Source organism: Caulobacter sp. 05T431 (assembly GCF_056665975.1).
In genome coordinates this window covers 1-25,997 of sequence record NZ_JBFTKU010000034.1, presented here as the reverse complement: position 1 = coordinate 25,997, position 25,997 = coordinate 1, and the positions used below count along the sequence as shown (strand labels likewise).

Annotated in this window: 25 protein-coding genes and 1 riboswitch; of the genes, 20 read left to right on the top strand and 5 right to left on the bottom strand. The window is 69.0% G+C overall.

Annotated features, from left to right (window positions below; genetic code table 11):
* The first annotated feature begins 1 nt into the window (after position 1).
* The 3 genes from truB to pnp all read left to right on the top strand — a co-directional run bounded on the left by truB (position 2) and on the right by pnp (position 3,637).
* Positions 2–934 carry a tRNA pseudouridine(55) synthase TruB gene (truB, locus tag AC1U89_RS23265; RefSeq protein ID WP_479902000.1) on the top strand — a complete coding sequence of 311 codons (933 nt, stop codon included), beginning with the start codon at positions 2–4 and terminating at the stop codon, positions 932–934.
* Between the two features lie 14 nt (positions 935–948).
* Positions 949–1,218: a 30S ribosomal protein S15 gene (gene rpsO, locus AC1U89_RS23260; protein WP_029910315.1), complete on the top strand. Its 270-nt coding sequence runs from the start codon at positions 949–951 to the stop codon at positions 1,216–1,218.
* 268 nt (positions 1,219–1,486) lie between these two features.
* Positions 1,487–3,637 (top strand): polyribonucleotide nucleotidyltransferase, encoded by a 2,151-nt coding sequence (pnp, locus tag AC1U89_RS23255; RefSeq protein ID WP_479901999.1) that lies wholly within the window; start codon positions 1,487–1,489, stop codon positions 3,635–3,637.
* Between the two features lie 69 nt (positions 3,638–3,706).
* On the opposite strand, the gene AC1U89_RS23250 is transcribed toward pnp, so the two are convergent.
* Positions 3,707–4,327 (bottom strand): CGNR zinc finger domain-containing protein, encoded by a 621-nt coding sequence (locus AC1U89_RS23250; protein WP_479901998.1) that lies wholly within the window; start codon positions 4,325–4,327, stop codon positions 3,707–3,709.
* A gap of 54 nt (positions 4,328–4,381) precedes the next feature.
* Between AC1U89_RS23250 and AC1U89_RS23245 the strand changes: the two genes are divergently transcribed.
* Both AC1U89_RS23245 and AC1U89_RS23240 read left to right on the top strand, forming a co-directional pair.
* Positions 4,382–5,704, top strand: a complete 1,323-nt coding sequence (locus AC1U89_RS23245) for a hypothetical protein (RefSeq protein WP_479901997.1) — start codon at positions 4,382–4,384, stop codon at positions 5,702–5,704.
* Between the two features lie 101 nt (positions 5,705–5,805).
* Positions 5,806–6,117, top strand: coding sequence for a hypothetical protein (locus AC1U89_RS23240; RefSeq protein ID WP_479901996.1), 312 nt, complete (start codon positions 5,806–5,808; stop codon positions 6,115–6,117).
* 21 nt (positions 6,118–6,138) lie between these two features.
* Here AC1U89_RS23240 and AC1U89_RS23235 read toward each other — a convergent pair whose 3' ends face one another.
* A complete protein-coding gene (locus tag AC1U89_RS23235; protein ID WP_479901995.1) occupies positions 6,139–6,888 on the bottom strand; it encodes a ribonuclease T2 in 750 nt (249 codons plus the stop codon).
* A 198-nt stretch (positions 6,889–7,086) separates the two neighbouring features.
* Positions 7,087–7,719 carry a LysE family translocator gene (locus AC1U89_RS23230; RefSeq protein WP_479901994.1) on the bottom strand — a complete coding sequence of 211 codons (633 nt, stop codon included), beginning with the start codon at positions 7,717–7,719 and terminating at the stop codon, positions 7,087–7,089.
* A gap of 19 nt (positions 7,720–7,738) precedes the next feature.
* Positions 7,739–7,818, bottom strand: a riboswitch (ZMP/ZTP riboswitch).
* A gap of 215 nt (positions 7,819–8,033) precedes the next feature.
* Here AC1U89_RS23230 and AC1U89_RS23225 point away from each other — a divergent pair.
* The 4 genes from AC1U89_RS23225 (at position 8,034) to AC1U89_RS23210 (ending at position 15,756) form a co-directional block, all read left to right on the top strand.
* The gene (locus AC1U89_RS23225) at positions 8,034–10,370 is read left to right on the top strand and encodes a TonB-dependent receptor (RefSeq protein ID WP_479901993.1); all 2,337 of its coding nucleotides are present in this window, start codon (positions 8,034–8,036) and stop codon (positions 10,368–10,370) included.
* Positions 10,371–10,558: 188 nt separating this feature from the next.
* Positions 10,559–11,242 (top strand): Fe2+-dependent dioxygenase, encoded by a 684-nt coding sequence (locus tag AC1U89_RS23220; RefSeq protein ID WP_479901992.1) that lies wholly within the window; start codon positions 10,559–10,561, stop codon positions 11,240–11,242.
* Between the two features lie 88 nt (positions 11,243–11,330).
* On the top strand, positions 11,331–14,030 hold the full coding sequence (locus AC1U89_RS23215; RefSeq protein ID WP_479901991.1) for a PAS domain S-box protein: 2,700 nt from the start codon (positions 11,331–11,333) through the stop codon (positions 14,028–14,030).
* A gap of 67 nt (positions 14,031–14,097) precedes the next feature.
* Positions 14,098–15,756, top strand: a complete 1,659-nt coding sequence (locus AC1U89_RS23210) for an MFS transporter (protein WP_479901990.1) — start codon at positions 14,098–14,100, stop codon at positions 15,754–15,756.
* A gap of 49 nt (positions 15,757–15,805) precedes the next feature.
* Here the strand turns inward: AC1U89_RS23210 and AC1U89_RS23205 are convergent, their stop codons facing one another.
* On the bottom strand, positions 15,806–16,684 hold the full coding sequence (locus AC1U89_RS23205) for a precorrin-2 dehydrogenase/sirohydrochlorin ferrochelatase family protein (RefSeq protein WP_479901989.1): 879 nt from the start codon (positions 16,682–16,684) through the stop codon (positions 15,806–15,808).
* A 148-nt stretch (positions 16,685–16,832) separates the two neighbouring features.
* Between AC1U89_RS23205 and AC1U89_RS23200 the strand changes: the two genes are divergently transcribed.
* From AC1U89_RS23200 to AC1U89_RS23175, 6 genes are all read left to right on the top strand, one after another.
* Entirely contained in the window at positions 16,833–17,390 is a 558-nt protein-coding gene (locus tag AC1U89_RS23200) for a (2Fe-2S)-binding protein (protein ID WP_479901988.1), read from the top strand.
* The gene (locus tag AC1U89_RS23195; protein WP_479901987.1) at positions 17,387–19,579 is read left to right on the top strand and encodes a xanthine dehydrogenase family protein molybdopterin-binding subunit; all 2,193 of its coding nucleotides are present in this window, start codon (positions 17,387–17,389) and stop codon (positions 19,577–19,579) included. Before AC1U89_RS23200 ends, AC1U89_RS23195 begins: the two co-directional genes overlap by 4 nt.
* A 133-nt stretch (positions 19,580–19,712) precedes the next feature.
* Entirely contained in the window at positions 19,713–20,420 is a 708-nt protein-coding gene (locus AC1U89_RS23190; RefSeq protein ID WP_479901986.1) for a helix-turn-helix domain-containing protein, read from the top strand.
* Positions 20,421–20,493: 73 nt separating this feature from the next.
* Positions 20,494–20,841 carry a hypothetical protein gene (locus AC1U89_RS23185; RefSeq protein ID WP_479901985.1) on the top strand — a complete coding sequence of 116 codons (348 nt, stop codon included), beginning with the start codon at positions 20,494–20,496 and terminating at the stop codon, positions 20,839–20,841.
* Between the two features lie 62 nt (positions 20,842–20,903).
* On the top strand, positions 20,904–21,122 hold the full coding sequence (locus tag AC1U89_RS23180) for a hypothetical protein (protein ID WP_479901984.1): 219 nt from the start codon (positions 20,904–20,906) through the stop codon (positions 21,120–21,122).
* 84 nt (positions 21,123–21,206) lie between these two features.
* The gene (locus AC1U89_RS23175) at positions 21,207–21,617 is read left to right on the top strand and encodes a hypothetical protein (protein WP_479901983.1); all 411 of its coding nucleotides are present in this window, start codon (positions 21,207–21,209) and stop codon (positions 21,615–21,617) included.
* A 10-nt stretch (positions 21,618–21,627) separates the two neighbouring features.
* On the opposite strand, the gene AC1U89_RS23170 is transcribed toward AC1U89_RS23175, so the two are convergent.
* Entirely contained in the window at positions 21,628–22,257 is a 630-nt protein-coding gene (locus tag AC1U89_RS23170; protein WP_479901982.1) for a nucleotidyltransferase family protein, read from the bottom strand.
* Between the two features lie 29 nt (positions 22,258–22,286).
* Between AC1U89_RS23170 and moaA the strand changes: the two genes are divergently transcribed.
* Genes moaA through moaC form a run of 5 tightly spaced genes read left to right on the top strand, consistent with a single transcriptional unit; the run spans position 22,287 to position 25,063 of the window.
* Positions 22,287–23,321 (top strand): GTP 3',8-cyclase MoaA, encoded by a 1,035-nt coding sequence (gene moaA / locus AC1U89_RS23165; protein ID WP_479901981.1) that lies wholly within the window; start codon positions 22,287–22,289, stop codon positions 23,319–23,321.
* A gap of 3 nt (positions 23,322–23,324) precedes the next feature.
* Complete coding sequence (locus AC1U89_RS23160) at positions 23,325–23,564, top strand: MoaD/ThiS family protein (protein ID WP_479901980.1); 240 nt, start codon at positions 23,325–23,327, stop codon at positions 23,562–23,564.
* Positions 23,561–24,016, top strand: a complete 456-nt coding sequence (locus tag AC1U89_RS23155; protein ID WP_479901979.1) for a molybdenum cofactor biosynthesis protein MoaE — start codon at positions 23,561–23,563, stop codon at positions 24,014–24,016. The genes AC1U89_RS23160 and AC1U89_RS23155 overlap by 4 nt, the downstream gene beginning before the upstream one ends.
* An 11-nt stretch (positions 24,017–24,027) precedes the next feature.
* Positions 24,028–24,579 (top strand): molybdenum cofactor biosynthesis protein B, encoded by a 552-nt coding sequence (gene moaB / locus AC1U89_RS23150; RefSeq protein ID WP_479901978.1) that lies wholly within the window; start codon positions 24,028–24,030, stop codon positions 24,577–24,579.
* A gap of 13 nt (positions 24,580–24,592) precedes the next feature.
* Positions 24,593–25,063 carry a cyclic pyranopterin monophosphate synthase MoaC gene (gene moaC / locus AC1U89_RS23145; protein WP_479901977.1) on the top strand — a complete coding sequence of 157 codons (471 nt, stop codon included), beginning with the start codon at positions 24,593–24,595 and terminating at the stop codon, positions 25,061–25,063.
* The last annotated feature ends 934 nt before the right edge of the window (positions 25,064–25,997 follow it).

The window sequence follows — 25,997 nt, the reverse complement described above, 5'->3', positions numbered from 1 at the left end:
GATGGCCCGCCGCAAGAAGGGCGACGCCGTCTCGGGCTGGGTCTGCCTGGACAAGCCTTATGACCTGACCTCGACCAGCGCCGTCAGCCGCGTGCGCCGGGCGTTCAACGCCCAGAAGGCGGGCCACGCCGGGACTCTTGACCCGCTGGCCACCGGCATCCTGCCCCTGGCCCTGGGCGAGGCGACCAAGACGGTCCCGTTCCTGATGGACGCCGACAAGGCCTATCGCTTCATGATCCAGTGGGGCCGGTCGACCACCACCCTGGACCGCGAGGGCGAAACCACCGACAGCAGCGACGTGCGTCCGACCCGCGAGCAGGTCGAGGCCGCCCTGCCGGCCTTTGTCGGCGAGATCGACCAGGCGCCACCCCTCTATTCGGCCATCAAGGTCGACGGCGAGCGCGCCTACGACCTGGCCCGCGAGGGGGTCGAGTTCGAGCTGAAGACCCGCAAGGTCACCGTCCATGCCCTCCGTGTCAGCGCCGCGCCGGACGCCGACCACATCGAGCTGGAGATGGAATGCGGCAAGGGCACCTATGTCCGCGCCGTGGTCCGCGACCTGGCGGCGGCGCTCGGCGCCTGCGGCCACGTCGACCAGCTTCGCCGGACGCGAGTCGGCCGGTTCAACGAGGATTCGGCGATAGGCCTGGAAACCCTCGAGAATTTAAGCTATGAGGCCCGGCTGTCGGAGGCATTGCTTCCGGTCGAGACCGCGCTGGACGACATCCCGGCGGTGGCCGTGACCGATGAAGACGCCTTCCGGCTTGCGCAAGGACGCGCCATCGTTCTGCTCCCAAGGCAGGTGGAAACGCTGAAAACCGAGCTCACGCCCGGTGATCGCACCGTTTCCGCCATGTCGGGAGGGAGGCTGGTGGCCTTGTGCGAGATGCGCGCCGGAAAGCTCAATCCGGTGCGGGTCTTCCAACTCACCTGAGCGGAGACAAACCGATGTCGATCACTGCCGAGCGCAAGAGCGCTCTTATCGTCGAGCACGCCCGCACCGCGGGCGACACCGGCAGCGCCGAAGTCCAGGTCGCGATCCTCTCCGAGCGCATCGCCAACCTGACCGAGCACTTCAAGACCCACAAGAAGGACAACCACAGCCGTCGTGGCCTGCTGAAGCTGGTTTCCCAGCGTCGCTCGCTCCTCGACCACCTGAAGAAGTCCGACGAAGGCCGTTACGCGGCCCTCATCGAGAAGCTGGGTCTGCGCCGCTAAGACGCAATTCCGCCGTCCTACTCGCGTAGGGCGGCGGAACGCTTTTCAGGCTTCTTCCTTCGAGACAGGCCGAAAGGGGAAGTCGATCCGGATGGTCTCCGTTTGACGGACAGGCATCCGACGTACGTCCGAGGGTTTTCCATCCTCAAACCCGCCTGTCGAACTGGATGAGGATCATCGGGCCGCTCCAATTGCTTTTTGTAAGCACGGCCGTCCGCCCCTGTCCGCCCCCGATGGGAATCCGCCCACGGGAACCGAAAGAAGAAAAATGTTCGACATCAAACGCAAGACGATCGAGTGGGGCGGCAAGACGCTGGTCCTCGAAACCGGTCGCATCGCCCGTCAAGCCGACGGCGCCGTTCTGGCCACCATGGGCGAAACCGTCGTCCTGGCCACCGCCGTGTTCGCCAAGAGCCAGAAGCCGGGTCAAGACTTCTTCCCGCTGACGGTCAACTACCAGGAAAAGACCTTCGCGGCCGGCAAGATCCCCGGCGGCTTCTTCAAGCGCGAAGGCCGTCCGTCGGAAAAGGAGACCCTGGTCTCCCGCCTGATCGACCGTCCGATCCGCCCGCTGTTCGTCAAGGGCTTCAAGAACGAAGTCCAGGTCGTCTGCACCGTGCTGCAGCACGACCTCGAGAACGATCCCGACATCCTGTCGATGGTGGCCGCCTCGGCCGCCCTGGTCCTGTCGGGCGCCCCGTTCATGGGCCCGATCGGCGCCGCGCGCGTCGGTTACGTTGACGGCGCTTACGTGCTGAACCCGACGCTCGACGAGCAGAAGGACAGCAAGATGGACCTGGTCGTGGCCGGCACCGCCGACGCCGTGATGATGGTCGAATCTGAAATCCAGGAGCTCTCGGAAGAGATCGTGCTGGGCGGCGTCAACTTCGCCCACAAGGAAATGCAGACGGTGATCGACGCGATCATCGAGCTGGCCGAGCACGCCGCAAAGGAACCCTTCGAGTTCGAACCGGAAGACACCGACGCGGTGAAGGCCGAGATGAAGGGCATCGTGGGCGCCGATATCGCGGCCGCCTACAAGATCCAGAAGAAGCAGGACCGCTACGAAGCGGTCGGCGCCGCCAAGAAGAAGGCCGTCGCGGCCCTCGGCCTGTCGGACACCAACCCGGCCGGCTACGATCCGCTGAAGCTGGGCGCGATCTTCAAGGAACTGGAAGCCGACGTCGTGCGTCGCGGCATCCTGGACACCGGCCTGCGCATCGACGGCCGCACCGTCGACAAGGTCCGTCCGATCCTGGGCGAAGTCGGCATCCTGCCGCGCACCCACGGCTCGGCCCTGTTCACCCGYGGSGARACCCAGGCGATCGTGGTCGCCACCCTGGGCACCGGCGACGACGAGCAGTTCATCGACGCCCTGGAAGGCACCTACAAGGAATCCTTCCTGCTGCACTACAACTTCCCTCCCTACAGCGTCGGTGAAACCGGCCGTATGGGCAGCCCGGGCCGCCGCGAAATCGGCCACGGCAAGCTGGCCTGGCGCGCCCTGCGTCCGATGCTGCCGGCCAAGGAAGACTTCCCCTACACCATCCGCCTGGTCTCCGAGATCACCGAGTCGAACGGCTCGTCCTCGATGGCCACCGTCTGCGGTTCGTCGCTGGCCATGATGGACGCGGGCGTTCCGCTGATCCGTCCGGTCTCCGGCATCGCCATGGGCCTGATCCTGGAAAAGGACGGCTTCGCCGTTCTCTCCGACATCCTGGGCGACGAAGACCACCTGGGCGACATGGACTTCAAGGTGGCCGGCACCAGCGAGGGCCTGACCTCGCTGCAGATGGACATCAAGATCGCCGGCATCACGCCGGAGATCATGAAGCAGGCCCTGGCCCAGGCCAAGGACGGTCGCGCCCACATCCTGGGCGAGATGAACAAGGCGATGGACGCCCCGCGTGAAGAGGTCGGCGACTTCGCCCCGAAGATCGAGACCATCACCATCCCGACCGACAAGATCCGCGAAGTGATCGGCACCGGCGGCAAGGTGATCCGCGAGATCGTCGCCACCACCGGCGCCAAGGTCGACATCAACGACGAAGGCACCGTGAAGGTCTCGGCCTCGGACGGCGCCAAGATCAAGGCCGCCGTGGACTGGATCAAGTCGATCACCCAGGAAGCGGAAGTCGGCGCGATCTACGACGGCAAGGTCGTCAAGGTCGTCGACTTCGGCGCCTTCGTGAACTTCTTCGGCGCCAAGGACGGCCTGGTCCACGTCAGCCAGATCAGCAACGAGCGGGTGGCCAAGCCCTCGGACGTGCTGAAGGAAGGCCAGATCGTGAAGGTCAAGCTCCTGGGCTTCGACGATCGCGGCAAGACCAAGCTGTCGATGAAGGTCGTCGACCAGGAAACCGGCGAAGACCTGTCCAAGAAGGAAGCCGTGACCCCGGAGGAAGCCGTCAACACCTGAGGGTGATGGCGTCTTTCACGGCCTAGGCTAGCGAGCGGGCGGTTCCGAGAGGAGCCGCCCGTTTTGCGTTCAGGGCGGCGGCGCCGAGGATCTTTGACGCCATGAGGCCATCTTGTGCATGGCGCCACAGGTCTGCATCGAACACCATCGGCGACGACCGTTCTTGGATGTGTCGGCGAAAATCCAGCCGCACGAGGTTTGATTGTCGCAGTGCTTGAGCTTGAACTTTCCGCGGCTCGAGTCCGCCAGGACCTCGACGAGGTCGAGCGTGACCCGCTTTAGCGGAAGGCGCGCGTCCCCGGGTGGAGCGCAGAGCGCCAGCTGTCCGTCGCTCGTGATCTTCTGATCTTTCCGAACGTCCAGCAGCCATTCGTTCAGCGTCCGCAAGGCGGCCGTGGGAAGCGGCGCGCCATCGATATGCGCGGCCAGGACGCGAAAGGCCACCTCGCGCAGCACGCCAATGTCGTCCATCAGGCGCGCCCGGGCCTCATGGTCCTCCGGCAGGCTGACATGCTCGTCGGGGCTGAGGGCTCCGGCGCGCCGCGCCCATTCCTCATACCGCTCGGGCGTCGCCAGATAGTCCTCGGCGGGCGTGGCGAAACGATCATGGATCGAGTTGGCGAAGTCGATGCACAGCCGCCCGCCGTCCAGACGGACAGCGGCGATGGGCCGGGGCGCTGAAGCGTTCATGTCGTCAATCTAACAGGTTTGACTCAACCATTGAAACCGAAATAGACGGTAACAATGAAACTCGACCTTGCAGCATCTTCAGCGGATTCGTCAGCGCCCGGAGCCCGCCCTCGGCGGCGCGACCTCATCCGGTCGATGCGAAACGGGTTCTGGATCCTGTGGCTCATCCTTGGGCTCGGCGTGACCGGCGCGCTCTGGGTCGGCGGCCAGCCCGATCCGCCGGGCCTGGGGCAAGCGCTCGACGGCGCCTGGCGCTTCCATCCGGGCGACAATCCAGCCTGGGCCGAGACCGCAGCCGACKATCGGAACTGGGACCGCTTGGCCCTGGTTTCGGATCCGAGCATCCGCGATGGCGACGTCGGCATCCCTGGATATTTCGATGGATGGCGCGCGCGCGGCCATCCCCAGGTGGAAGGCTACGGCTGGTATCGACGCCAAGTCATCTTGCCCCAGCATGGCGACCTGGTGCTCGCCGGTCCGCCGGTTGTCGACGACGGCTATGAGATGTTCTGGGACGGCCAGCGCATTGGCGGGGTCGGCGTACTGTCGGGTTCGCCCAAGGTCGGCGCCACGCGACCGTTTCTGGTGAAGCTGCCGCCCTCGGGCGGGAAGACGACGGCGCTGCTGGCGATCCGAACCTTCATGCAGCCCCACACGGACCGCGACGGGCTGAGCGGCGGCTTGCGCACCGTTCCGGCGCTCGCATCGCCTGACCAGGGCCAGAAGCTGCATCAGGCTCAGTGGCGGCGAACGATCGCCGGCTACGTCGTCGATGCGGTCGAGCCGGTGTTGATGCTGCTGCTTGTCGTCATGGCCGCGGTTGCCGCCCGTGCTCCCGACCGCCGGGAATTCGCGCTCTGGATCGGCTTTGCTCTCATCGCCTCGGCCGGGTTGCGACTTGGCAATGCGGTCACGGCCTGGTCCGACATGGTCAGCTTGCCTGGGCTTCTGTGGCAAAACGGCGTGATCCTGGCGCCCGCCGCCAAGCTCGGCTGGACACTGGGTTGGAACGCTTGGGTCGACGGCAAGGACCGTCGCTTCGTCTCATGCCTCGCGGTGGCGGCCTGGGTGGCTTTGGTCGCGAGCGCCGTTGCGGAAAGCGCGTTGTTGGCTGCGACAGGGCGGGCGCTCATCGCCTTGTCGCTTGCGCTTGTTGGCGTCCGCATCGCCCGCTTCGGGCGGCACAAGATCGCGGCCTTGAGCGCCATGGCGCTGACGGCGGTTGGTCTGTTCGCGTCCGATCTCTCGGCGATGGGCGTCCCCAGCATCTGGTTTCCCTTCAACATCGGGGTCTCGCGTTCGCAGTACGCCTATGCCTTGGCGCTGCCGCTGCTGGCCTATGTGCTCGCGGCGGCGGGCAGGCGCCAGGCGCGGTGACGTCCAGGCTTCGCCTTGCGCCGGGGATGACGGAGGCGGAGAAATTTTGCGTTTCCGATCAAAGGCGTTAGCTTAGCCATAGGCGTTGGGGGACGCTTGGGATGGCTGACGACCACAGACGAGTTCACTGCGAGCGCCACGGCCTGCGCAAACCCAGCTTCGTCTGCAAGCACCTGGTCGCCGGCGTCGGGCTGGGCTTCGTCGAGCCTCGCGGGCCGCAGGACGCGGACGCCTCGGACGAGCAGGCCGCCTGGTGCGACCGATGCGAGGAGGCCCGCCTGGCCGGCGGCGGCTGGACGCCGAGGTCCGAGGCCGAGGCGGGCATCACCCTGGTCTGCGACGCGTGCTTCGAGGCCTCCCGGGCCCGCAACAGCCGCTGGACGGCCGCGTCCCGCCGGTGGGGCCATTCCTGACCCTCGCGGAGGGCGCTCCGCCTAGCCCTTCTTCTTCGGCTTGGTGGCGATCATCGGCGCCATAGGCGTCACGGTCACCACCGCGTCGTCGGCCGCGCCGTTACCGCCCCGGCAGGCGGCCAGCTTGAAGTCCAGGTCCATGCAGACCCAGACCTCGGTCAGGCGGCCTTCCTTGACGCGCACGTTCAGGCCCTCGGCGGTCATGCCGCGATTGCCCTTCAGGAACGCCTTGCGGATCTCGCCGGCGGTCATCGTGCCCTCGGGGCCCGGCTTGAGGTCCGGGACCTTCAGGCCCTGGCGCACCTCGCGGGCCTTCTTGAAGTAGGCCTCGGGCGTGTCCCACTGGCAGGTGCCGTGGGCCTGCCACTCATGCTGCAGCAGCCAGGGTGAGGGGGTCATGCAGAGGTTGGAGAGCACGGTCGCCGCGCTCATCGGCGGGCTGGGCTTGCAGTAGCGCGGGTGGACCTTGTCCGGGCCGTTGGGCCACAGGCCGTGCACGGTGAAGCCGAAGCTGTTGGTCTGGCACTGGATGATCTTGTTCGACTCCGGGATGCCCGCGCGGCAGGCCTCGGGCGACCAGAACAGGGCCAGCAGATAGGCGGCGGTCGGGACGTCGGTGTGGATCTCGCTGGCCGGCGGGGTCTCGGCCGGGGCCGGGATCACGCTGGGCGGGACCGTGCAGGCCTTCAGGCTGGAGGCGTGGGCGGCGCCGGCCAGGGCCAGGGCGGCGAAGAGGGCGGTGAGGACCTGAAGGGGCTTGGACGACAGCATGGGGGACTCCGGCGCTAGCTGACGCTTCTCTAGCACGGCTTGGCCAACCTAAAACTCCGCTCATCCCGGCGAATGCCGGGACCCAGATCCCCTAGCTGCGAGGGGTGATTGGAGGGGCTCGGCGCTCGTGGCGCCAGCCTCAAAGCCATTCCATCTGGGTCCCGGCATTCGCCGGGATGAGCGGAAGAAAGCTATGGCCTACCGCCGAGCCTCGGTCGCCATGCGCACGGCCAGGCCGCCCAGGACCGTGGCCATCAGCCAGCGCTGGATCAGGGCGAAGCTGGGGCGCGTGGCCAGGAAGGTGGCGATCGTGCCGGCGGCCAGGCAGATGCAGCCGTTGACGGTCAGGCTGATCACGATCTGGCTGCCGCCCAGGGCCAGGGACTGGCCGAAGATCGCGCCCCGATGCGGGTCGATGAACTGCGGCAGCAGCGACAGATAGAGCATCGCCGCCTTGGGGTTCAGCAGGTTGGTCAGGAAGCCCATGCTGATCAGCTTGGCGGGGCTGTCCTTGGGCAGCTCGCGGACCTGGAACGGAGAGGCCCCGCCCGGCTTGATGGCCTGCCAGGCCAGCCACAGCAGGTAGAGCGCCCCGCCGAACCGCAGGATGTCGTAGGCGATGGGCGCGGCCATCAGCAGGGCGGTGATCCCCAGGGCCGCGCAGACCAGATAGACGATGAAGCCCGCGGCGGTGCCGATCAGCGACACGATCCCGGCCCAGCGGCCCTGGCAGATCGAGCGGCTGACCAGGTAGATCATGTTCGGCCCGGGGGTCAGGGCCATGCCTAAGCACACGAGACAGAAGGCGATCCAGGTCTTGGCTTCGGGCATGGGCGGACTCCGCGTCAGAGGTGGGCGCCCAGGCGAACGGCTCATGACGTCCACGCTCCCTCAGGGTGCTCCCTGTGATCGCCAGTCACGCGGACGCGGGCTGTGTACACCGGTTCGCGGCCAAGGTTGAGGCCAGCTTTGCTGAAGGCGGCCAAGATATGCCCTGGCAAGAACGGGGCATGTGCGAGCGCATATCCCTGTCTCGTGTATTTCTGCGAATGATTATCATTGCACACCGGCAACGCTCCAGATAAGAACGCGTCGCAATTACGACAAAGGGCCGCGCTTTCGGACGGCCTTGCTGGGGTTTTTCGATGACCAAGAGTTCCAAKCCCGCCGTCGCCGGCGTCCGCAGCCAAGCCCGCGCCGCGCTGGGCGTCGCCGCCGTCGCCGGTCTGGCTGGCCTGTCCCTGGCCCCCGCCGCCTTCGCCGCGCCCGACACCGAAGCCGACGCGGCGGTCGCCACGGCCCCGGCCGACACCAGCACCGAGGTCTCGGGCGTCAAGGTGGACGGCAAGCGCTCCGCCGAGGTCCAGTCGCCCAAGCTGACCGCGCCGCTGGTCGACACGCCCAAGGCCATCACGGTCATCCCGCGCAAGATCATCGAACAGACCGCCGCAACCTCGCTGACCGACATCCTGCGCAATTCGCCGGGCATCACCTTCGGGGCGGGCGAGGGCGGCCAGCCCCTGGCCGACCGTCCGTTCATCCGCGGCCAGGCCTCGGGCAACAACGTCTTCGTCGACGGCGTGCGCGACAGCGGCGGCCAGACCCGCGAAGTGTTCAACCTCGAGCAGGTCGAGGTCGTGAAGGGCCCCGACAGCGCCTACAGCGGCCGCGGCTCGGGCGGCGGCAGCATCAACCTGACCTCCAAGAGCCCCAAGGCCGACGACTTCGCCACCGCCTCGCTGGGCGTCGGCACCGACGAATATGTCCGCGCCACGGTCGACCTGAACCACAAGATCAACGACAACGTCGCGGTGCGCCTGAACCTGCTGGGCACCCAGGGCAACACCCCCGGCCGCAAGGCGGTGGACTTCGACCGCTGGGGCATCGCGCCGTCGCTGGCCATCGGCTTGAACGGCCCGACCCAGCTGGTGCTCAGCTACTACCACCTCGACGGCAACAACATGCCCGACTACGGCATCCCGCTGTCGACCAAGACCACCCAGCCGCGCACCGAGGACGGCATCCTGGCGGTCGATCCGCGCAGCTTCTACGGCGTGCGCTCGCGCGACTACCAGAAGACCAAGGCCGACATCGGCACGGTCGCCTTCGACCACCAGATCAACGAGAACTTCGGCGTCCGCCAGGTGCTGCGTTATTCCAAGACCCTGAACGACTACATMGTCACCAACCCCGGCGACGGCGGCGCGGCCCAGCTGGTCAACGGCCAATGGTGGATGAAGCGCGGCACCAAGACCCGCTGGAATCCGACCACGACGATCGCCGCCGTGACCGATTTCCACGGCAAGTTCGACACCGGCGCGATCAGCCACAGCTTCGACGTGGGCCTGGAGTTGAGCCGCGAGAAAAACCTCAACGCCACCTACACGACCTTCACGACCAGCGGCTCGGCCTGTCCCACCGGCTTCGTGCTGCCCGCCGCGACCCAGGCCACGCTGGGGGCGGGCGACTGCACCCTGGTCTACGCGCCCAACGACAAGGATCCCTGGACGGGGATCACCACCCGCGGCCCGGCCAACTACAACATCAGCAAGACGGCGGCGGTCTACGCCTTCGACACCCTCAAGTTCGGCGAGAAGTGGCTGCTGAACCTGGGCGTCCGCTACGACGACTACCAGAGCTTCGGCCACGACTTCACGACGACCAACGCCAACGGCGTGTTCACCACCACGGCGATCACCTACCGCAACGCCGACTGGACCTTCGTCAACTACCAGGCCGGCCTGGTCTACAAGCCGACCGAGGATTCCAGCCTCTACATCTCGTACGGCACGTCCTCGACCCCGCCCGGCATCGCCGGCGGCGACCAGAACAGCAACGGCACCAACGGTACGGGCAACCTGGCCGGCCAGGTGCTTGAGCCCGAGGACAGCGAGAGCTTCGAGCTGGGCGCCAAGGCCAACGTGCTCAACGACAAGCTCGCCCTGTCGGCGGCGCTGTTCAAGACCACCCGCAAGAACGCCCAGATCCAGATCGACGCGGGCGTCTACGCCCAGGTCGGCGAGGCCGAGGTCAAGGGCTTCGAACTGGGCGTGTCGGGCAACATCACGTCCAAGTGGCAGGCCTTCGGCGGCTACACCTACATGGACAGCGAACTGGTCAGGGGCGCCTATAACGGCGTCAACCAGGGCGATCCGCTGGCCAACACGCCCAAGAACACCTTCTCGATGTTCACGACCTACCGGGTGACCCGTCCGTTCTCGCTGGGTGGCGGCGCCTACTACGTCTCCGACAGCTTCGGCGGCAACCAGGGCGGCGCGGGCGGCGGCGCCAACAAGGTGTACGCCCCGGCCTACTGGCGCTTCGACGCCTTCGCCAGCTACGTGATCAACAAGACGGCCGACCTGCAGCTGAACATCCAGAACGTCGGCGACGAGCGCTACATCGCCAACACCAACGGCGTCCACCACGCCAACCCGGCCCCGGGCCGGCAGGCGATCCTGACCTTGAACGTCAAGTACTGAGCCTTCTCCTCCCCGGAGTGCTCGTCCTGACGCTCAAAGCCTCGCCCGGGAGCGGCCCCTCCCGGGCGAGGCCATATCCCTGCCCACCATTTATCCTTCGGATAAATGGCGGATTTTCAAAGGTTTAGAGCGCGACGGGCGCCAAAACCGGCTTCCACTTTTGGCTGTCGCGCTCTAGGAGTCGGGTCATGATGATCCAGATCCCCGACGTCCTGACGCCCGACCAGGTCGCCCACTGCCGGGCCGTGCTCGACGCCGCCGACTGGATCGACGGCAACGCCACCTCGGGCTTCCAGGCGGCGATGGCCAAGAACAACCAGCAGCTGCCGCAGGACGGGGTGGCCGCCCGCGAGGTCGGGGCGATCATCGTCCAGGCCCTGCAGGCCAATCCCCTGTTCGTCTCGGCCGCCCTGCCGCGCACCATCCTGACGCCGCTGTTCAACCGCTACGGCGCGGGCATGGGCTTCGGCGACCACATCGACAATGCGATCCGCCGCGACCCGGTCACCGGCCAGACCCTGCGCACCGACCTGTCGATCACCGTCTTCCTGAGCGATCCCGAGGACTATGACGGCGGCGAGCTGGTGGTCGAGGACGCCTATGGCAGCCACGTGGTCAAGCTGGCGGCGGGGGCGGCGATCCTCTATCCGGCTTCCAGCCTGCACCACGTCACCCAGGTGACGCGCGGCGTGCGCACGGCCAGCTTCTTCTGGATCCAGAGCCTGGTGCGCGATGACGCCAGGCGCGCCCTGCTGCTGGACATGGACGTCTCGATCCAGCGCCTGTCGATGGCGGTGGGGACCGACGAYCCGTCGGTGCTGTCCCTGACCGGGACCTACCACAACCTCCTGCGGATGTGGGCCGAAGTCTGACGCGCGATCGGCGAACAATGATCGCCGACGCCAACCATAAGTTTACCCTTGAGCTTCACCATCCGCGCTCCGTCCCCTTGGAGCCGCGATGACCTCGCCCCCCAAATCCCCACGGTTGAGCGACGCGGAAAGCGCGCAATGGTTCTTCGACCATTCGCACGACCTGTTCGCCGTGGTGTCGAGGGGACGGTTCGCCACGGTCAATCCGGCCTGGACGCGGGTGACGGGCTGGACCCGCCAGGAGCTGATCGGCCGGCCGGCCTCCAGCTTTGTCCATCCGGACTCGCGCCAGGACTTCATCGAGACCGCCGGCCTGATCCGCGCCTCGGGCGAGGCCGTCAACCGCCTCAAGGTGACCTGCAAGAACGGCGGCTGGGTGTGGCTGGAGGGGCGCTCGCGCCTGGGGCCCAACGGCGAGATGATCGGCGCCCTGCGCGACGTCACCGCCGACATGGCCCGCCGGGCCGAGATCGCCGCCGCCCGCCAGACCCGCGAACTTCTGGCCTCGTCGGCCGGCATCGGGGTGTGGAGCTACGAGCCGCACGGCCAGCACATCGAGTGGTCGCGCGACATCTTCAACGCCACCGGGCTCGAACCCGAGGACGTGGCCCAGCCCGACCAGTTCTTCGACCGCCTGGACCCCGCCGAGCAGGAGAACCTGCGCGCGGCCTTCGACCAGGCGGTGCGCACCGGCGAAGGCGGCACCATCGAGCATCGGCTGCGCGGGGCGGGGGACCAGTGGTTCACCTACCGCGCCACCTTCCGCACCGAGCCGCGGGCCGACGGCCTGTTCGCCCTGAAGGGCATCTCCCAGAACGTCACCGACGTGGCCCGCACCCGCGACGCGGCCGTCTGGGGCGAGCGCCAGGCCCGCCGGCTGGTGGAGGAGGCCCCGTTCGCGGTGGCGCTCTACGACCGCGACCTGCGCCTGCAGGTGGTCAGCCCTCGCTTCCTGGAGATCTTCCAGGCCACCGAGGCCCAGGTCATCGGCCGCAGCCTGCACGAGCTGACCTCGGGCGGGCGCAAGCGCTTCGTCCGGGCCGTCGAGCGGGCCCTGGCCGGCGAGACGGTGGTGCGCCGCGAGGACCAGCTGCACGACGGCCAAGGCCGTAGCCACACCCTGCGCTGGGAGGCTCGTCCCTGGTTCGACGCCCAGGGCCAGATCGTCGGCGTCATCACCTACATGGACGACGTCACGGCCCTGTCGGAGGCCCGCCGCGAGGCGCGCGCCAACGCCCGGCGGCTGCGCGTGGCCCTGGGCGCGGCCCACGCCGGCGTCTACGAGATCGACCACGCGGGCAAGACTTTCTGGGGCTCGCCGGAATTCCATCGCATCCTGGGCCGCCGGGTCACCTATGACGACGTGCGCAGCGCCGTCTGGCCGATGATCCATCCCGACGACGTCACGGCGGTCTACGACGCCGCCGACAGCTGGCGGGGACGCGAAGGCCATCTGGACTCCCGAGGCCGCTCGTTCGACGTGCGGGTGATGACGCCCGACGGCGACGGCAAGTGGATCCGCATCTTCCACGAGGTGCGCAGCGACGCCGCCGGCCGCATCCGCAAGGCCTTCGGCCTGATCCTCGACATCGACGAGAAGAAGCGGGCCGAGCTGGCCCTGGTCGAGGCCGAGCGCGCCGCCCAGTCCGCCAACGAGGCCAAGGCCCAGTTCCTGGCCAACATGTCCCACGAGATCCGCACGCCGATGAACGGGGTGCTGGGGGTCATGCACCTGCTCAAGCGCGAGAAGCTGCCGGGCGAGGCCGACAACCTGCTGGGCGAGGCCCTGGCCTGCGGCCGCATGCTGTCGACCCTGCTGGACGACGTGATCGACTTCTCGCGGATCGAAGCCGGGCGGCTGGATGTCACCCAGGAGCCGGTCGATCCCAGCGAGCTGGCGACCAGCGTGGCGCGGCTGCTGCGCGGCCAGGCCGAGCACAAGGGGCTGGAGCTGAAGGTCGACGCCCCGGACCTGGGGCTGATCCTCACCGACCCCAGCCGACTGCGCCAGGCGCTGTTCAACCTGGTCGGCAACGCCGTGAAGTTCACGCTGAGCGGTTCGGTGACCCTGAAGGTCCGCCGGCAGGAGGGACCAGGAAGCGAAATTGGGCCCCGCGTCGCCTTCGAGGTGATCGACACCGGGGTCGGCATCGCCGCCGAGGCCCAGGCGCGGCTGTTCGAGCGCTTCCAGCAGGCCGACGCCAGCACCACCCGCCGGTTCGGCGGCTCGGGCCTGGGCCTGGCCATCACCCGTCGCCTGGCCCAGATGATGGGCGGCGAGGTCGTGTTCACCTCGCACGAGGGCGTCGGCTCGACCTTCCTGCTGACCATCGCCGCCCCGCCGGCCCAGGCCCGCGCTGCGGAGGCCGAGATGGCCGACGGCCTGCTGCAGGGGCTGAAGATCCTGGTGGTCGAGGACAACGCCACCAACCGCCTGGTCGCCCGCCGCATCCTCGAGCAGCTGGGCGCCGTCGTCGAGACGGCCGAGGACGGGCTGGACGGGGTGACCACCGCCGCGCGGGGCTTCGACCTGATCCTGATGGACGTGCAGATGCCCGGCATCGACGGTCTGGAGGCCGCCCGCCGCATCCGCAACCTGCCGGGCCCCGCCGCCCGCACCCCGATCATCGCCCTGACCGCCAACGTCCTGTCGCACCAGCGAACCGCCTACCTGGCCGCCGGTATGGACGGCGTCGCGGCCAAGCCGATCTCGCCCGCCGCCCTGATCACCGAGATCGTCCGCCTGGCCGGCGGCGAGGCGGCGGACTCGGCGACCGCGGTGGCCTAGGGGAAGGCCTTCCCAGCCGGGCCGAAACCACGCTAAGCCTTCTCCCAACCAAGGGGGAAACCAAGGCATGACGGCCCACGATCAGGCTGAGGACCGCGCGTCCATGCGGACGGTGGTGGCGGCGTCGTCCGCGGGCACCGCCTTCGAGTGGTACGACTTCTTCATCTTCGGCAGCCTGGCCCAGGTGATCTCCAAGACCTTCTTCACGGGCCTGTCGGAGACGGCAGGCTACGTGGCGGCCCTGGCCCTGTTCGGGGTGGGCTTCGCGTTCCGGCCGCTGGGCGCGCTGGTGTTCGGCAAGATCGGCGACCAGGCCGGCCGCAAGGGCGCATTCCTGGCCACGGTGCTGCTGATGGGCGGGGCGACCTTCGCCATCGCCCTGCTGCCCACTTACCAGCAGGCGGGGATCATCTCGCCGATCCTGCTGATCGTCCTGCGCTGCGTGCAGGGCTTCGCCCTGGGCGGCGAATACGGCGGGGCGGCGATCTATGTGGCCGAGCACTCGCCGCCGGACCAGCGCGGGCGCTCGACCGCCTGGGTGCAGAGTTCGGCGTCCCTGGGCCTGTTCGCGGCGCTGCTGGTCATCCTGGCCACCCGCTGGCTGCTGGGCGGCGTCGCCGGGCCGGCCGCCTTCGACGCCTGGGGCTGGCGCATCCCCTTCGCCGTCTCGATCGGCCTGCTGGCGGTGTCGGTCTGGATGCGGCTGAAGCTCAGCGAAAGCCCGACCTTCGCCCGGATGAAGGAAGAGGGCGCGGCGTCCAAGGCGCCCTACGCCGAGGCCTTCGGCCAGTGGAAGAACCTGAAGCTGGTCCTGCTGGCCTTCTTCGCCGTCATGTCGGCCCAGGGCGCGGTCTGGTACACGACCTTCTTCTACATCCAGACCTTCATGGAGAAGTTCCTCAAGATCGCGCCGGGCACGATCAATGGCCTGATGATGGCCGCCGCCGCGGTCAGCGCGGTGCTCTACGTGGTGTTCGGGGCCCTGTCGGACAGGATCGGGCGCAAGCCGGTGATGCTGGGCGGCATGGTCCTGGCGCTGGCGTTCTATTTCCCCGGCTTCCACCTGCTGGAACGCGCCGCCAACCCGGCCCTGGCCGAGGCCTCGGCCCGCGCCCCGGTCACGGTGACGGCTGATCCCAAGGACTGCGCCCTGCAGTTCGACCCGATCGGCAAGGCCGCCTTCGTCTCGTCCTGCGACATCGCCAAGAGCGCCCTGGCCAACGCCGGGGTCTCCTACGCCAACCACGCCGGTCCCACCGGCTCGGCGGCGGTGGTCCAGATCGGCGAGACGAAGATCGTGTCGAAGAGCGCCAAGGGCCTGCCCGCCAAGGAGGCCAAGGCGGTGAAGACCGCCGGCGAGGCCGCGATCAAGGCGGCCCTGGCCAAGGCCGGCTATCCGGCCAAGGCCGATCCGACGCGGCTGAATTGGTGGGGCGTGTTCGGCGTGCTGCTGGTCTTCGTGATCGGCGCCACCGCCCTCTACGGACCGCTGGCCGCGGCCCTGGTCGAGCTGTTCCCGACCCGGGTGCGCTACACCGCCCTGTCGCTGCCCTACCACATCGGCACCGGCTGGATCGGCGGCTTCGTGCCGTTCAGCGCCTTCGCCATCGTGGCGGCGGTGGGCAACATCTACGCCGGGCTCTGGTACCCGGTGTTCTTCACCCTGATCAGCGTGCTGACGACCCTGTTCCTGCTGCCAGAGACCAAGGACCGGTCGCTGGACTGAACCTTCAAAACCCGCTCATCCCGGCATTCGCCGGGACGAGCGGAACAGACTAGATCACCTCGACCGCCACCGACGCCGCGCCCAGGGCCTGGACCAGGGCGGGGTCGACCGGGGCCACGATCAGCCGGACGATCTGCTTGCCCTCCTGGGCCATCGCGACCAGCGTCCCGGCGTCGACCGCGCCCGGCTCCAGCCTGTGGACGTCGCGGCGGGCCATGCCGACGATGTCGGGATCGGCGGCCTCGTCGGCGATCAGCACGTCGGCGGCGCCCAGGGCCCGCAGGGCGCGCAGCGTCAAAAGGTCCGAAGGCCCCTTGCCGGCGATGAACCGCACCTTGCCCTCGCGGCCCACGCCCTTGGCCAGGGCCTGGCGGAACAGCTGGCCGGCCTTGTCCATGTCGCCGGCCATGGCCGCCTGGGCGGCCTCGCCGGCCACGGCGTCGCGCAGGAAGGCGCGGCGCTCGTGCATGGCGGGCAAGGCGCCGCGCACCTCGTCCTGGAACTTGCGCAGCAGGGCGGCCACCCGGCCCGAGCCCTCGGGCACCTGGGCCTCGATGTCGTTGCGCAGCTTGGTGGCCAGGGTCGGCGAGGCGCCGCCGGTGCCGACGGCGGCCACCACCTCGCCGCGGTCGATCACCGCCGGGGTGTTGAAATCGCTCATCGTCGGCCGGTCGACCACATTGACCAGCACCCGCGCCGCCCGGGCCGCGCTGGCCGCGCTCTGCAGGAACACCTCGTCGTCGCCCGCCACGAAGGCCAGCACCGCCCCGGCGTAGGTCCCCGGCAGGAACGCGGCGTGACCATCGACCCGCACCAGCGTGGCCGGCGAGCCGTCGAACAGCCGCGCCTTGTTGTCGGCGGCCTCGCCGCTGCCGGCGATCACGACCTTGCGGCCGGCCAGGGGGAAGTAGGCGGGGAAGGAATCCAAGGGGCGGGTCCTGACGGAAAACAAGCGAACGTCCCGGTCAGGCTAGCCTGCCTGAACCAAGATTTCACTGGCGGGTTTGGGTCTTAGCAGTGTTAGATTCCGTCGAACCGGGCCGTCGGACCCCGTTTTTCGCTTGGGAGGCGAAAGCATGACCTCGACGTTGGACATCAACGGCAAGTCGGTCGCCGTGAAGGCCGCCCCCGAGACGCCCCTGCTGTGGGTGCTGCGCGACGAACTGGGCCTGACGGGCACCAAGTTCGGCTGCGGCATGGCCCAGTGCGGGGCCTGCACGGTCCACGTCAACGGCGACCCGGTGCGGTCCTGCGTGACGCCGATCGCCGCCCTGGAGGGGGCCAAGATCGCCACCATCGAGAGCCTGGGCGGGACCCATCCGGTGCAGCAGGCCTGGGTCAGGCACGACGTGCCCCAGTGCGGCTACTGCCAGTCGGGCCAGATCATGTCGGCCGCCRCCCTGCTGGCCCAGACCAAGTCGCCCAGCGACGAGGACATCGACAACGCCATGAGCGGCAACATCTGTCGCTGCGGCACCTATCAGCGCATCCGCGCCGCCATCAAGGACGCCGCCGGCCTGACCGCCGCGCCCGTGGTCGCCGCGCCGGCCGCCGCCAAGCCCGTGGCCTCCAACGACGTCGACGACGAGATCGCCGCCGCCTCGGGCTCGACCGGCCGGGGGCTGGGCCAATGAACGGGCCGTTCCAGAAGCTGGGGCGCCAGGAGGGCGTCAGCCGTCGCGACGTGGTGGTCGGCGCGACCCTGGCGGGCGGGGCCCTGCTGGTCGGGTGCTCGCCCGCCGACCTGATGAGCGCCGGCTCCAAGGTCGATGTCGGGGCCTTCGGGCCGTTCATCCGGTTCGATCCGGACGGCGCGGTGACGGTGCTGTCCAAGCACATCGAGTTTGGCCAGGGCAACCATGCGGGCCTGGGGGCCATCGTCGCCGAGGAGCTGGACGCCGACTGGAGCCGGGTGAAGGTGCTGCACGCGCCCGCCAACGCCAAGCTCTACGCCAACGGCGGCATGGGCATCCAGCTGACCGGCGGCTCGTCGGCGATCTCCAATTCCTGGGAGCAGCTGCGCAAGGCCGGAGCCGGCGCGCGGGCGATGTTCGTGCAGGCGGCGGCGACGAAATGGAGCGTCCCCGCCGACCAGATCACCGTCAAGGACGGCGTGGTCAGCGGCGGCGGCAAGAGCGCGGGCTTCGGCGAGCTGATCGCCGACGCCGCCAAGGTGGCTCCGCCCGAGAACCCGACCCTGAAGGACCCCAAGACCTTCACCCTGATCGGCACCGACCGCGTGCGGCGCAAGGACAGCCTGATCAAGAGCAACGGCACGGCCCGCTACACCCAGGACGTCCAGCTGCCGGACATGCTGGTGGCCATGGTCGCCCACGCGCCCCGCTTCGGTGGCAAGGTGAAGAGCTTCGACGCCGACGCGGCCAAGAAGGTGGCCGGGGTGGTCGACGTCTATGAGATCCCGACCGGGGTGGCGGTGGTCGCCGACAACACCTACGCCGCCCGCATGGGCCGCGAGGCGCTGAAGGTCGAGTGGGACGAGGGCAAGGTCGAGACCCGGAGCTCGGCGACGATCGCCCAGCAGTGGCGCGACATCGCCGCCGGCAAGGGTCCCGCCGACCTGAAGTGGGAGGCCTTCGACTCCAAGGGCGACGCGTCCGTCGCCTCGGGCGGCAAGGGGAGCGAGGTCTTCGAGACCACCTATGACTTCCCCTACCTGGCCCACGCCACCATGGAGCCGATGAACTGCGTGGCCATCGTCGACGGCAACCAGGTCAAGCTGATCCACGGCTCGCAGGCCCAGACCCTGGACCAGATGAACGCGGCCAAGATCGTCAAGACGCTGCCGGGCTCGGTCGAGATCGAGACCCTGTACGCCGGCGGCTCGTTCGGCCGGCGCGCCAACTTCCCGTCCGACTACGTGGCCGAATGCGTGACCATCGCCCAGAAGGTCGGCCACGGTCGACCCGTGAAGCTGGTCTGGACCCGCGAGGACGACATGCGGGCCGGCTTCTTCCGGCCGCTGGTGCACCACGCCGTGCGGGTCAGGGTGGACAAGGACGGCTATCCGGCCAGCTGGCGCCACCGGATCGTCACCCAGTCGATCATGAAGGACTCACCGATGAAGGCGAAGGGTCCCGACCAGACCGCGATCGAGGGGACGGCGGGCTCGCCCTATCTGAAGGCGACGCCGATCGTCGACGCCCAGTTGGCCACGCCCGAGGGCGGCGTGCCGGTGCTGTGGTGGCGGTCGGTGGGGGCCACCCACACCGCCTTCGTCATGGAGCACACGATCGACCAGCTGGCGCTGAAGGCCGGCAAGGACCCGGTCGAGTACCGGCGCGCCCTCTACGCCAAGGCCGGCGAGCACGGCGCGCGGCACCTGGCGGCGCTGAACCTGGCGGTCGAGAAGGCCGGCCCGACCCCGACCGCCGGCTTCACGCGCGGCGTGGCGGTGCACGAGAGCTTCGGCTCGGTGGTCGCCCAGGTGGCCGAGGTCAAGCTGGTGGACGGCGAGCCGCGCGTCGGCCGGGTGGTCACGGCCATCGACTGCGGCGTGGCGGTCGCGCCGGACCAGGTGGCGGCCCAGGTGGAAGGCGGCACCTGCTACGGCCTGTCGGCGGCGCTCTACGGCGAGGTCACCCTGACGGACGGCCGCGTCGACCAGAGCAATTTCGACACCTATCGGGTGCTGCGGATCCATGAGGCGCCGACGGTCGAGACCTATGTCGTGCCGTCGGGCAACCCGCCCAGCGGGGTGGGCGAGCCGGGCACGCCGGTCATCGCCCCCGCGGTGGCCAACGCCCTGCTGGCGCTGTCCAAGACCCCGACCGGACGCCTGCCTTTCGTCCGCGCCCAGGCCTGAGCGTCGCGCGACCGGCGATCGAGGCCGCGCGACTTAGCGAAATTCGATGCGGTTTTGACAGGACGCGCCCTGTTGAAGCGCGTTCAGTCAAGTCTTGCTGGACGTAAGGCGAGCCGCGAACCATTTTAGCGGCATGGTGGACTCCGGCGACAACCTGGGCTTCGAGCGGCTGACTCCTCGCGAGCGGGAGATCCTGCGGCTTATCGCCCAGCATCGGCAGTCCAAGGAAATCGCCCGCCTGCTGCGGCTTTCGCCCAAGACGGTCGAGATGCACGTGCTCAGCGCACGGCGCCGGCTGGCCGGTCTGAACCGCCGCGACGCCGCCCTGGCCTTCGTGGCCTGGGAAACCGACCCCGGTAATGACTACCGTAAGCAATCGGCCGAGCTAGCCACGGCCCAGTCAGAGGTCTTTTCTCGCTTCAACAGCGAGAGCAGCCATGACGAAATCTTCGACCAACACTCCGAACCCGGCCTCGGCCTTCTTCATCGCAAGCTGGCAGTCCCTGGAGGAAGGCCTGACCCTGATGGCGGGCACGCCGGAGCGGGGCCGGCTGGTGGCGGAAACGGTTTCGGCCCTGCGCAAGGCGCAGGCGGCGGGCGATCCCCCTGGCAAGCTTCTCCTGAGGGTCCTGGCCGCGACGGCCTTCCTGGCGGACGACACGCCGCTCCGTATGGAAGGAGCTGGCGCGATGACCTGACCCCCTTGCAGTGGCTGGGTCTGATCCTCGCGGTCGCCACCCTGGGCGGGATCCTGCTCGGGACGGTCACGATGGGGGCCCACGAATTCCTCTACGCCCTTCAGCGGTTCCGCGAGGGCTGGAGCCCGCCTCCGGCGCACTGACGCCGACCTTCCCATAAACATTTCATCGACTTGAACGTGCGGGGGGGACCCGTGCGACCGGGAGAGTCATGCCATGAAACGTACCGAAGCCGCCCGCGCGGGCGCCGCGAAGCTGATGCGCGCCGAAGCCGCGATCGACGCCGCCCTGCGTGAGACCGCCGAGCTGATGGGCCTGCTGCCCAGCCTGCGGCTCGAGACCAAGCTGTCGGCCGTCCTGGGTCAGGAAGCCGTCGCCAACCTGGGCGAGACCCTGGCCCACATCGTTTCCGCTCGCCGCACGATCATCGAGACCCACAGCGCCCTCGCCACCGTTCGCACCCAGATCGGCTGCGGCGCCCTGGCGTCCGGCGACATGGACAAGGAAGGCGATCCGCCGCGCACCTCCGGGCTGCACGCCGTCGCCGGAGGCCTCGCGGCCTAGAGGGCCGCGCCGATCGTTCGTTCACGGCGAAAGCCGACCCTTCTTGCAAAACGGGATGCGCAATGAGCACCGCCCAGATCACCCACCAAGACACCGTGTCCGAAGAGCTGCAGGAGTTCCGTCAACATCTGCGGACCCTGGGCCCCGTGCAGCGTCGCATCCTGTCGGTGCTGATGCCTCAGCTGGTCGCTCTGGAGCAGGCCGGAGATTCCGACGCCGCCCTGAGCATCATCGAGGAGGTGCGGACCATCCTCTGGGAGGGCAAGCGCACCCGGCACTGACCGACGGCGCCAGCCTAAGTTGCTTCTCTAGACTTAAAGCCTGAGGCATGGTGGCGCTCGAACCTCGTTTCGGGCGCCATCGTCTTGCAGCTTCACACCTTCCTCTCCCTTTGCCTGGCCATCCTGGTCTGCGGGCTGGCGATGTGGCGCGGCGACCGGGCCGCGCGCTGGGTCGGGGCGGCGTTCCTGGCGTCGTGGGTGGGGTCGCTGCTGGTCTATCGCCACGACTCCCGCAACGCCGACTACGGCATGCTGGCGGTCGATGTCCTGACGCTGATCGCCTTCATCTGGATTTCGATGCGCACAYGGCGGATCTGGACCCTGGTGGCCGCCGCGTTCATGGCGCTGATCGTCGCGTCCCACCTGGCGGTGATGATCGACCTGCGGGTGACGCTCGGCACGCTGTGGATCAGCATGGCGATGTGGAGCTACGGCGTGCTGGCCTGCATCGCGTTCGGAACCTGGGCCGCCTGGCGCGACCGCCCGACGGCCTGATCCCGGATCGTCACGCCAGGTCCCGCGGACGATCGACGTCGAACAGCACGCCGGGGTCGGAGCACTCCACCAGCGCCAGGCGTTCGCCGATCGCGATCAGCACCTGGCGGGCGCCGACGTCGCCGCCCAGCCTCCGCAGGGCGGGAAAGCACGCTCTCCCGAACAGCACCGGATGTCCGCGCCGCTCTCCGAAGCGCGGGGCGACCGCGTCGAAGTCGGGCGTCAGGGCGTCCAGCAGGGCGCTGGCCAGGCCCGGAGGCGTGCGCGGCATGTCGCCCAGGAATACGAAGACGGCCTCGCCGTCCGGCGGCAGGGCGCCGACGGCCGTCCGCAGTGAAGCGCCCATGCCCTCGGCCGCGTCGATCGCCACCACGATGTCGAGATCGTCCCGGCGGCCCAGCGCCTCGGCGTGGTCGATTGCGATCGCGGCCAGGTCCGGATCGCCGGCGGTGACCAGCAGCACGCGCCGGGCGGGGGCCGCGAAGGCGGCGTCCAAGGCCCCGGCGATCAGCGGCCGGCCCTCGAACGGGGCCAGCAGCTTGCGCCCCCCCGAAGACCTGGCGCCCTGCCCGGCGAAGCGGCGCCCGGCCCCCGCCGCCAGGACCACGGCGTCGCACCGCGCGCTTTTCCTTTCCGCCATCACGTCCCACGCCTATCTTACGGACCGACATGACGCCCTACGACGCCATCCCCGCGCAAGCGGTCATCCGGTCCCCGCGCCTCATCGACGGTTTCGGCCGCGCGGTCACCTATCTGCGCGTCTCGGTCACCGACCGCTGCGACCTGCGCTGCACCTACTGCATGGCCGAGCACATGACCTTCCTTCCGAAGGCGGAGGTCCTGTCGCTGGAGGAGCTGGATCGCCTGGCCTCGGCCTTCGTCGGCCTGGGCGTGCGCAAGCTGCGGCTGACCGGCGGCGAGCCGCTGGTGCGCAAGGGGATCATGACCCTGGTCGAGCGGCTGTCGCGGCACCTGCGCTCGGGCGCCCTGGACGAGCTGACCCTGACCACCAACGGCACCCAGCTGGCGGGCCACGCCGCCGACCTGGCGCGGCTGGGCGTGCGGCGCATCAACGTCTCGCTCGACACCCTCAAGCCCGACCTGTTCCGCAAGCTCACGCGGGGCGGCGACCTGGCCAAGGTGCTGGCCGGGATCGACGCGGCCCTGGCGGCCGGCCTGCGGGTCAAGATCAACGCCGTGGCGCTGAAGCACGACAACGCCGCCGAGCTGCCGGCCCTGATCCAGTGGGCCCACGGCCTGGGCGCCGACATGACCCTGATCGAGACCATGCCGCTGGGCGAGGTCGAGGTGGACCGCACCGACCAGTACCTGTCGCTGAAGGACGTGCGCCGCGACCTCTCGTCGTTCTGGACCCTGACGGACCTGGCCTACGCCACCGGCGGACCGGCCCGTTACGTCCGGGTCGAGGAGACCGGCGGGCGGCTGGGCTTCATCACCCCGCTCAGCCACAATTTCTGCGAGGCCTGCAACCGGGTCCGCCTGACCTGCACCGGCACCCTGYACACGTGCCTGGGCCGCGACGACGCCAGCGACCTGCGGGCGGTGGTTCGCGGCGGGGCCGGCGACGCGGACCTGGAGCGGGCGATCTTCGCGGCGATCGGCGCCAAGCCGCAGGGCCACGACTTCCACATCGACGCCGCCCGCCCGGCCGTGGCGCGCCACATGTCGACGACGGGCGGCTAGACCATGGCCCGGGTGCTGCTGTTCGGGCGCCTGGCCGACCAGGCCGGCTGGCGCGAGCGCTCCGTCGAGGCCGCCTCGCTGGCGTCGCTGCGCCAGGCCCTGGCCGCCGACGATCCCGGCCTGGCCGAGGCCCTGGGCGGTCCTGGCGTGCAGGTGGCGATCGACAAGGCCATCGTCCGGGGCGAGGCGACCCTGGCCGCCGCGACCGAGGTGGCCTTCCTGCCGCCGATGAGCGGCGGATGACCGCCTTCCCGTCCATCAGCCTGACCGCCCAGCCATTCGAGCCGGGCGCCCTGCTGACCACGTTCTGCGCCGGCCGCGCCGAGACCGGGGCGGTGGCCAGCTTCGTCGGCCTGGCGCGGGCCGAGCAAGGCCAGGCCACGGCCCTGGAGCTGGAGGCCTATCCCGGCTTCACCGACGCGGCGATCGCCCGGTTCGCCGAGGAGGCCAAGGCCCGGTTCGGCCTGCACGACTACCGCATCGTCCACCGCATCGGCGCCGTCGCGCCGGGCGAGGCGATCGTCTTCGTGGCCACGGCCGCGGGCCACCGCCGCGCGGCCTTCGAGGCCTGCGACTTCCTGATGGACTGGCTGAAGAGCCGCGCGCCCTTCTGGAAGAAGGAGCACGGCCCGGACGGCGACCGCTGGATCGAGCCGACGGCTCAGGATAGGACCGACGCGGAACGCTGGGACTAGGAGAGCAATCGATGTCGGCAGGCCTCACCCCGGGCGGCGGGATCAAGCCCGAGCTTCCGTTCAAGCCGGTGCGGGTGGCGATCCTGACTGTGTCCGACACCCGCGACGAGTCCAACGACACCTCGGGCCAGCTGCTGATCGACCGCGTGAAGGACGCCGGCCATGACGTCGCCGGCCGGGCGGTGGTCCGCGACGACATCGACAAGATCCGCAAGACGGTGCGCGACTGGATCGCCAGCGGCCAGGTCGACGCCGTCGTCTCCACCGGCGGCACCGGCCTGACCGGCCGCGACGTCACGGTCGAGGCCCTGGAGCCGCTGTTCGACAAGAAGATCGACGGCTTCTCGGTGGTGTTCCACCTGGTCAGCTACGCCTCGGTGGGCCTGTCCACCCTGCAGAGCCGCGCCACGGCCGGCCTGATCGACGGGGTCTTCGTGTTCTGCCTGCCGGGCAGCAACGGGGCGGTGAAGGACGGCTGGGACAAGGTCATCTCGGCTCAGCTCGACAGCCGCCACAAGCCCTGCAACATGGTCGAACTGATGCCCCGACTCCTGGAGCGATAGGACTGCTGGAACAGTGACCCGCCTGACCCACATCGACGACCAGGGCCGCGCCCGCATGGTCGACGTCTCCGACAAGCCCGCCACGGTCCGCGAGGCCATCGCCGTGGGCTTCGTGCGGATGAACCCCTCGACCCTGGAGCTGGCGGTGTCGGGAACCGGCCGCAAGGGCGACGTGCGCGCGGTGGCCGAGATCGCCGGGRTCATGGCGKCCAAGAAGACSSCMGACCTGATCCCGCTGTGCCACCCGCTGGCCCTCAGCAAGGTCGAGGTCTCGGTCGAGCGGGCGGAGGGCGGGATGGCGGTGATGGCGCGGGTCAAGACCACGGGCCAGACCGGCGTGGAGATGGAGGCCCTGACCGCCGTCTCGGTGGCCTGCCTGACGATCTACGACATGCTGAAGGCCGTCGAGAAGGGCATGGTCATCGAGACCGTGCGCCTGGTCGAGAAGACCGGCGGCAAGTCGGGCGACTGGCGGGCGGAATAGGGGGCTTTCGAACCTCTGCGGACCTTCTCGACAGCCAAAAGCGGCTGCCTGGTGCAGGTCCCATCCGCCCCGGATGGGCCTCACCTTAAACCCTTGGTGGATCGAAGCCCTGGTGTCTGGCCGTGTCAAGGACGGCGCGTCGCGCCGCCGCGACGCGGCCGCCGGAGGCGGTCCTTGACACGGCCAGACGCCAGGGCAGGCTCGCCTCCAAGGATTTAAGGCGAGGCCTCGCCGCTGCGGGCGGGCTTTCGACGGGGCAGGGCCTTCTTCCATTTTTAGAACCGTCATCCTCGGACTTGTTCCGAGGACCCCTCTGTCGGCGGGGTTGTCGGTTGGGGGTAGGCCGCGATCTCGCCGCTCCACGGATCGTCCTTCTTCGCGGCTGAAGCAGGGGTCCTCGGAACACGTCCGAGGATGACGGACGGTGGGGTGAGCGCGGGCCGGGGACATGCCCTTGCGGCGTGTCCCCAAGACGGGGCTCGGTGCGTCCGATGGGGACACGCCGCGAGGGCATGTCCCCGCGCGGGGATCGAGCCGCCTCTATCCCCGCGAACGCCGCCAAGAACCTCAACCTTTCCAACGCCCTGTAGAAAAATCAGCGTCACGAACGCGCCAGGGTTCAAACCTCCCGCACAATAGATCCGTCACCATCACGGGGAGGGCTCTTGGTACCGGCCCAAGCAGGCGATGGGGATGGAACCGAGCGGGGCCGAGCCGGCCTGGCGATCGGATCGTTGCGGGAAGCGGGGCTCAGAAGGCTCCAAGGCCCGGGACGGGCGAACGTCGGACGGCAAGGGTCGACGGGGCCGGGAGGTTCAAACCGGCCTGTTCCAGGATCAGTCGGAGTCGCCGACGGCCCCTTCCGGGCGACCTGATCCTGCCCGCCCGAGGGGGAACGTCGACCGGGATGAAACAGGCCCTCAGTCGCCGTCCC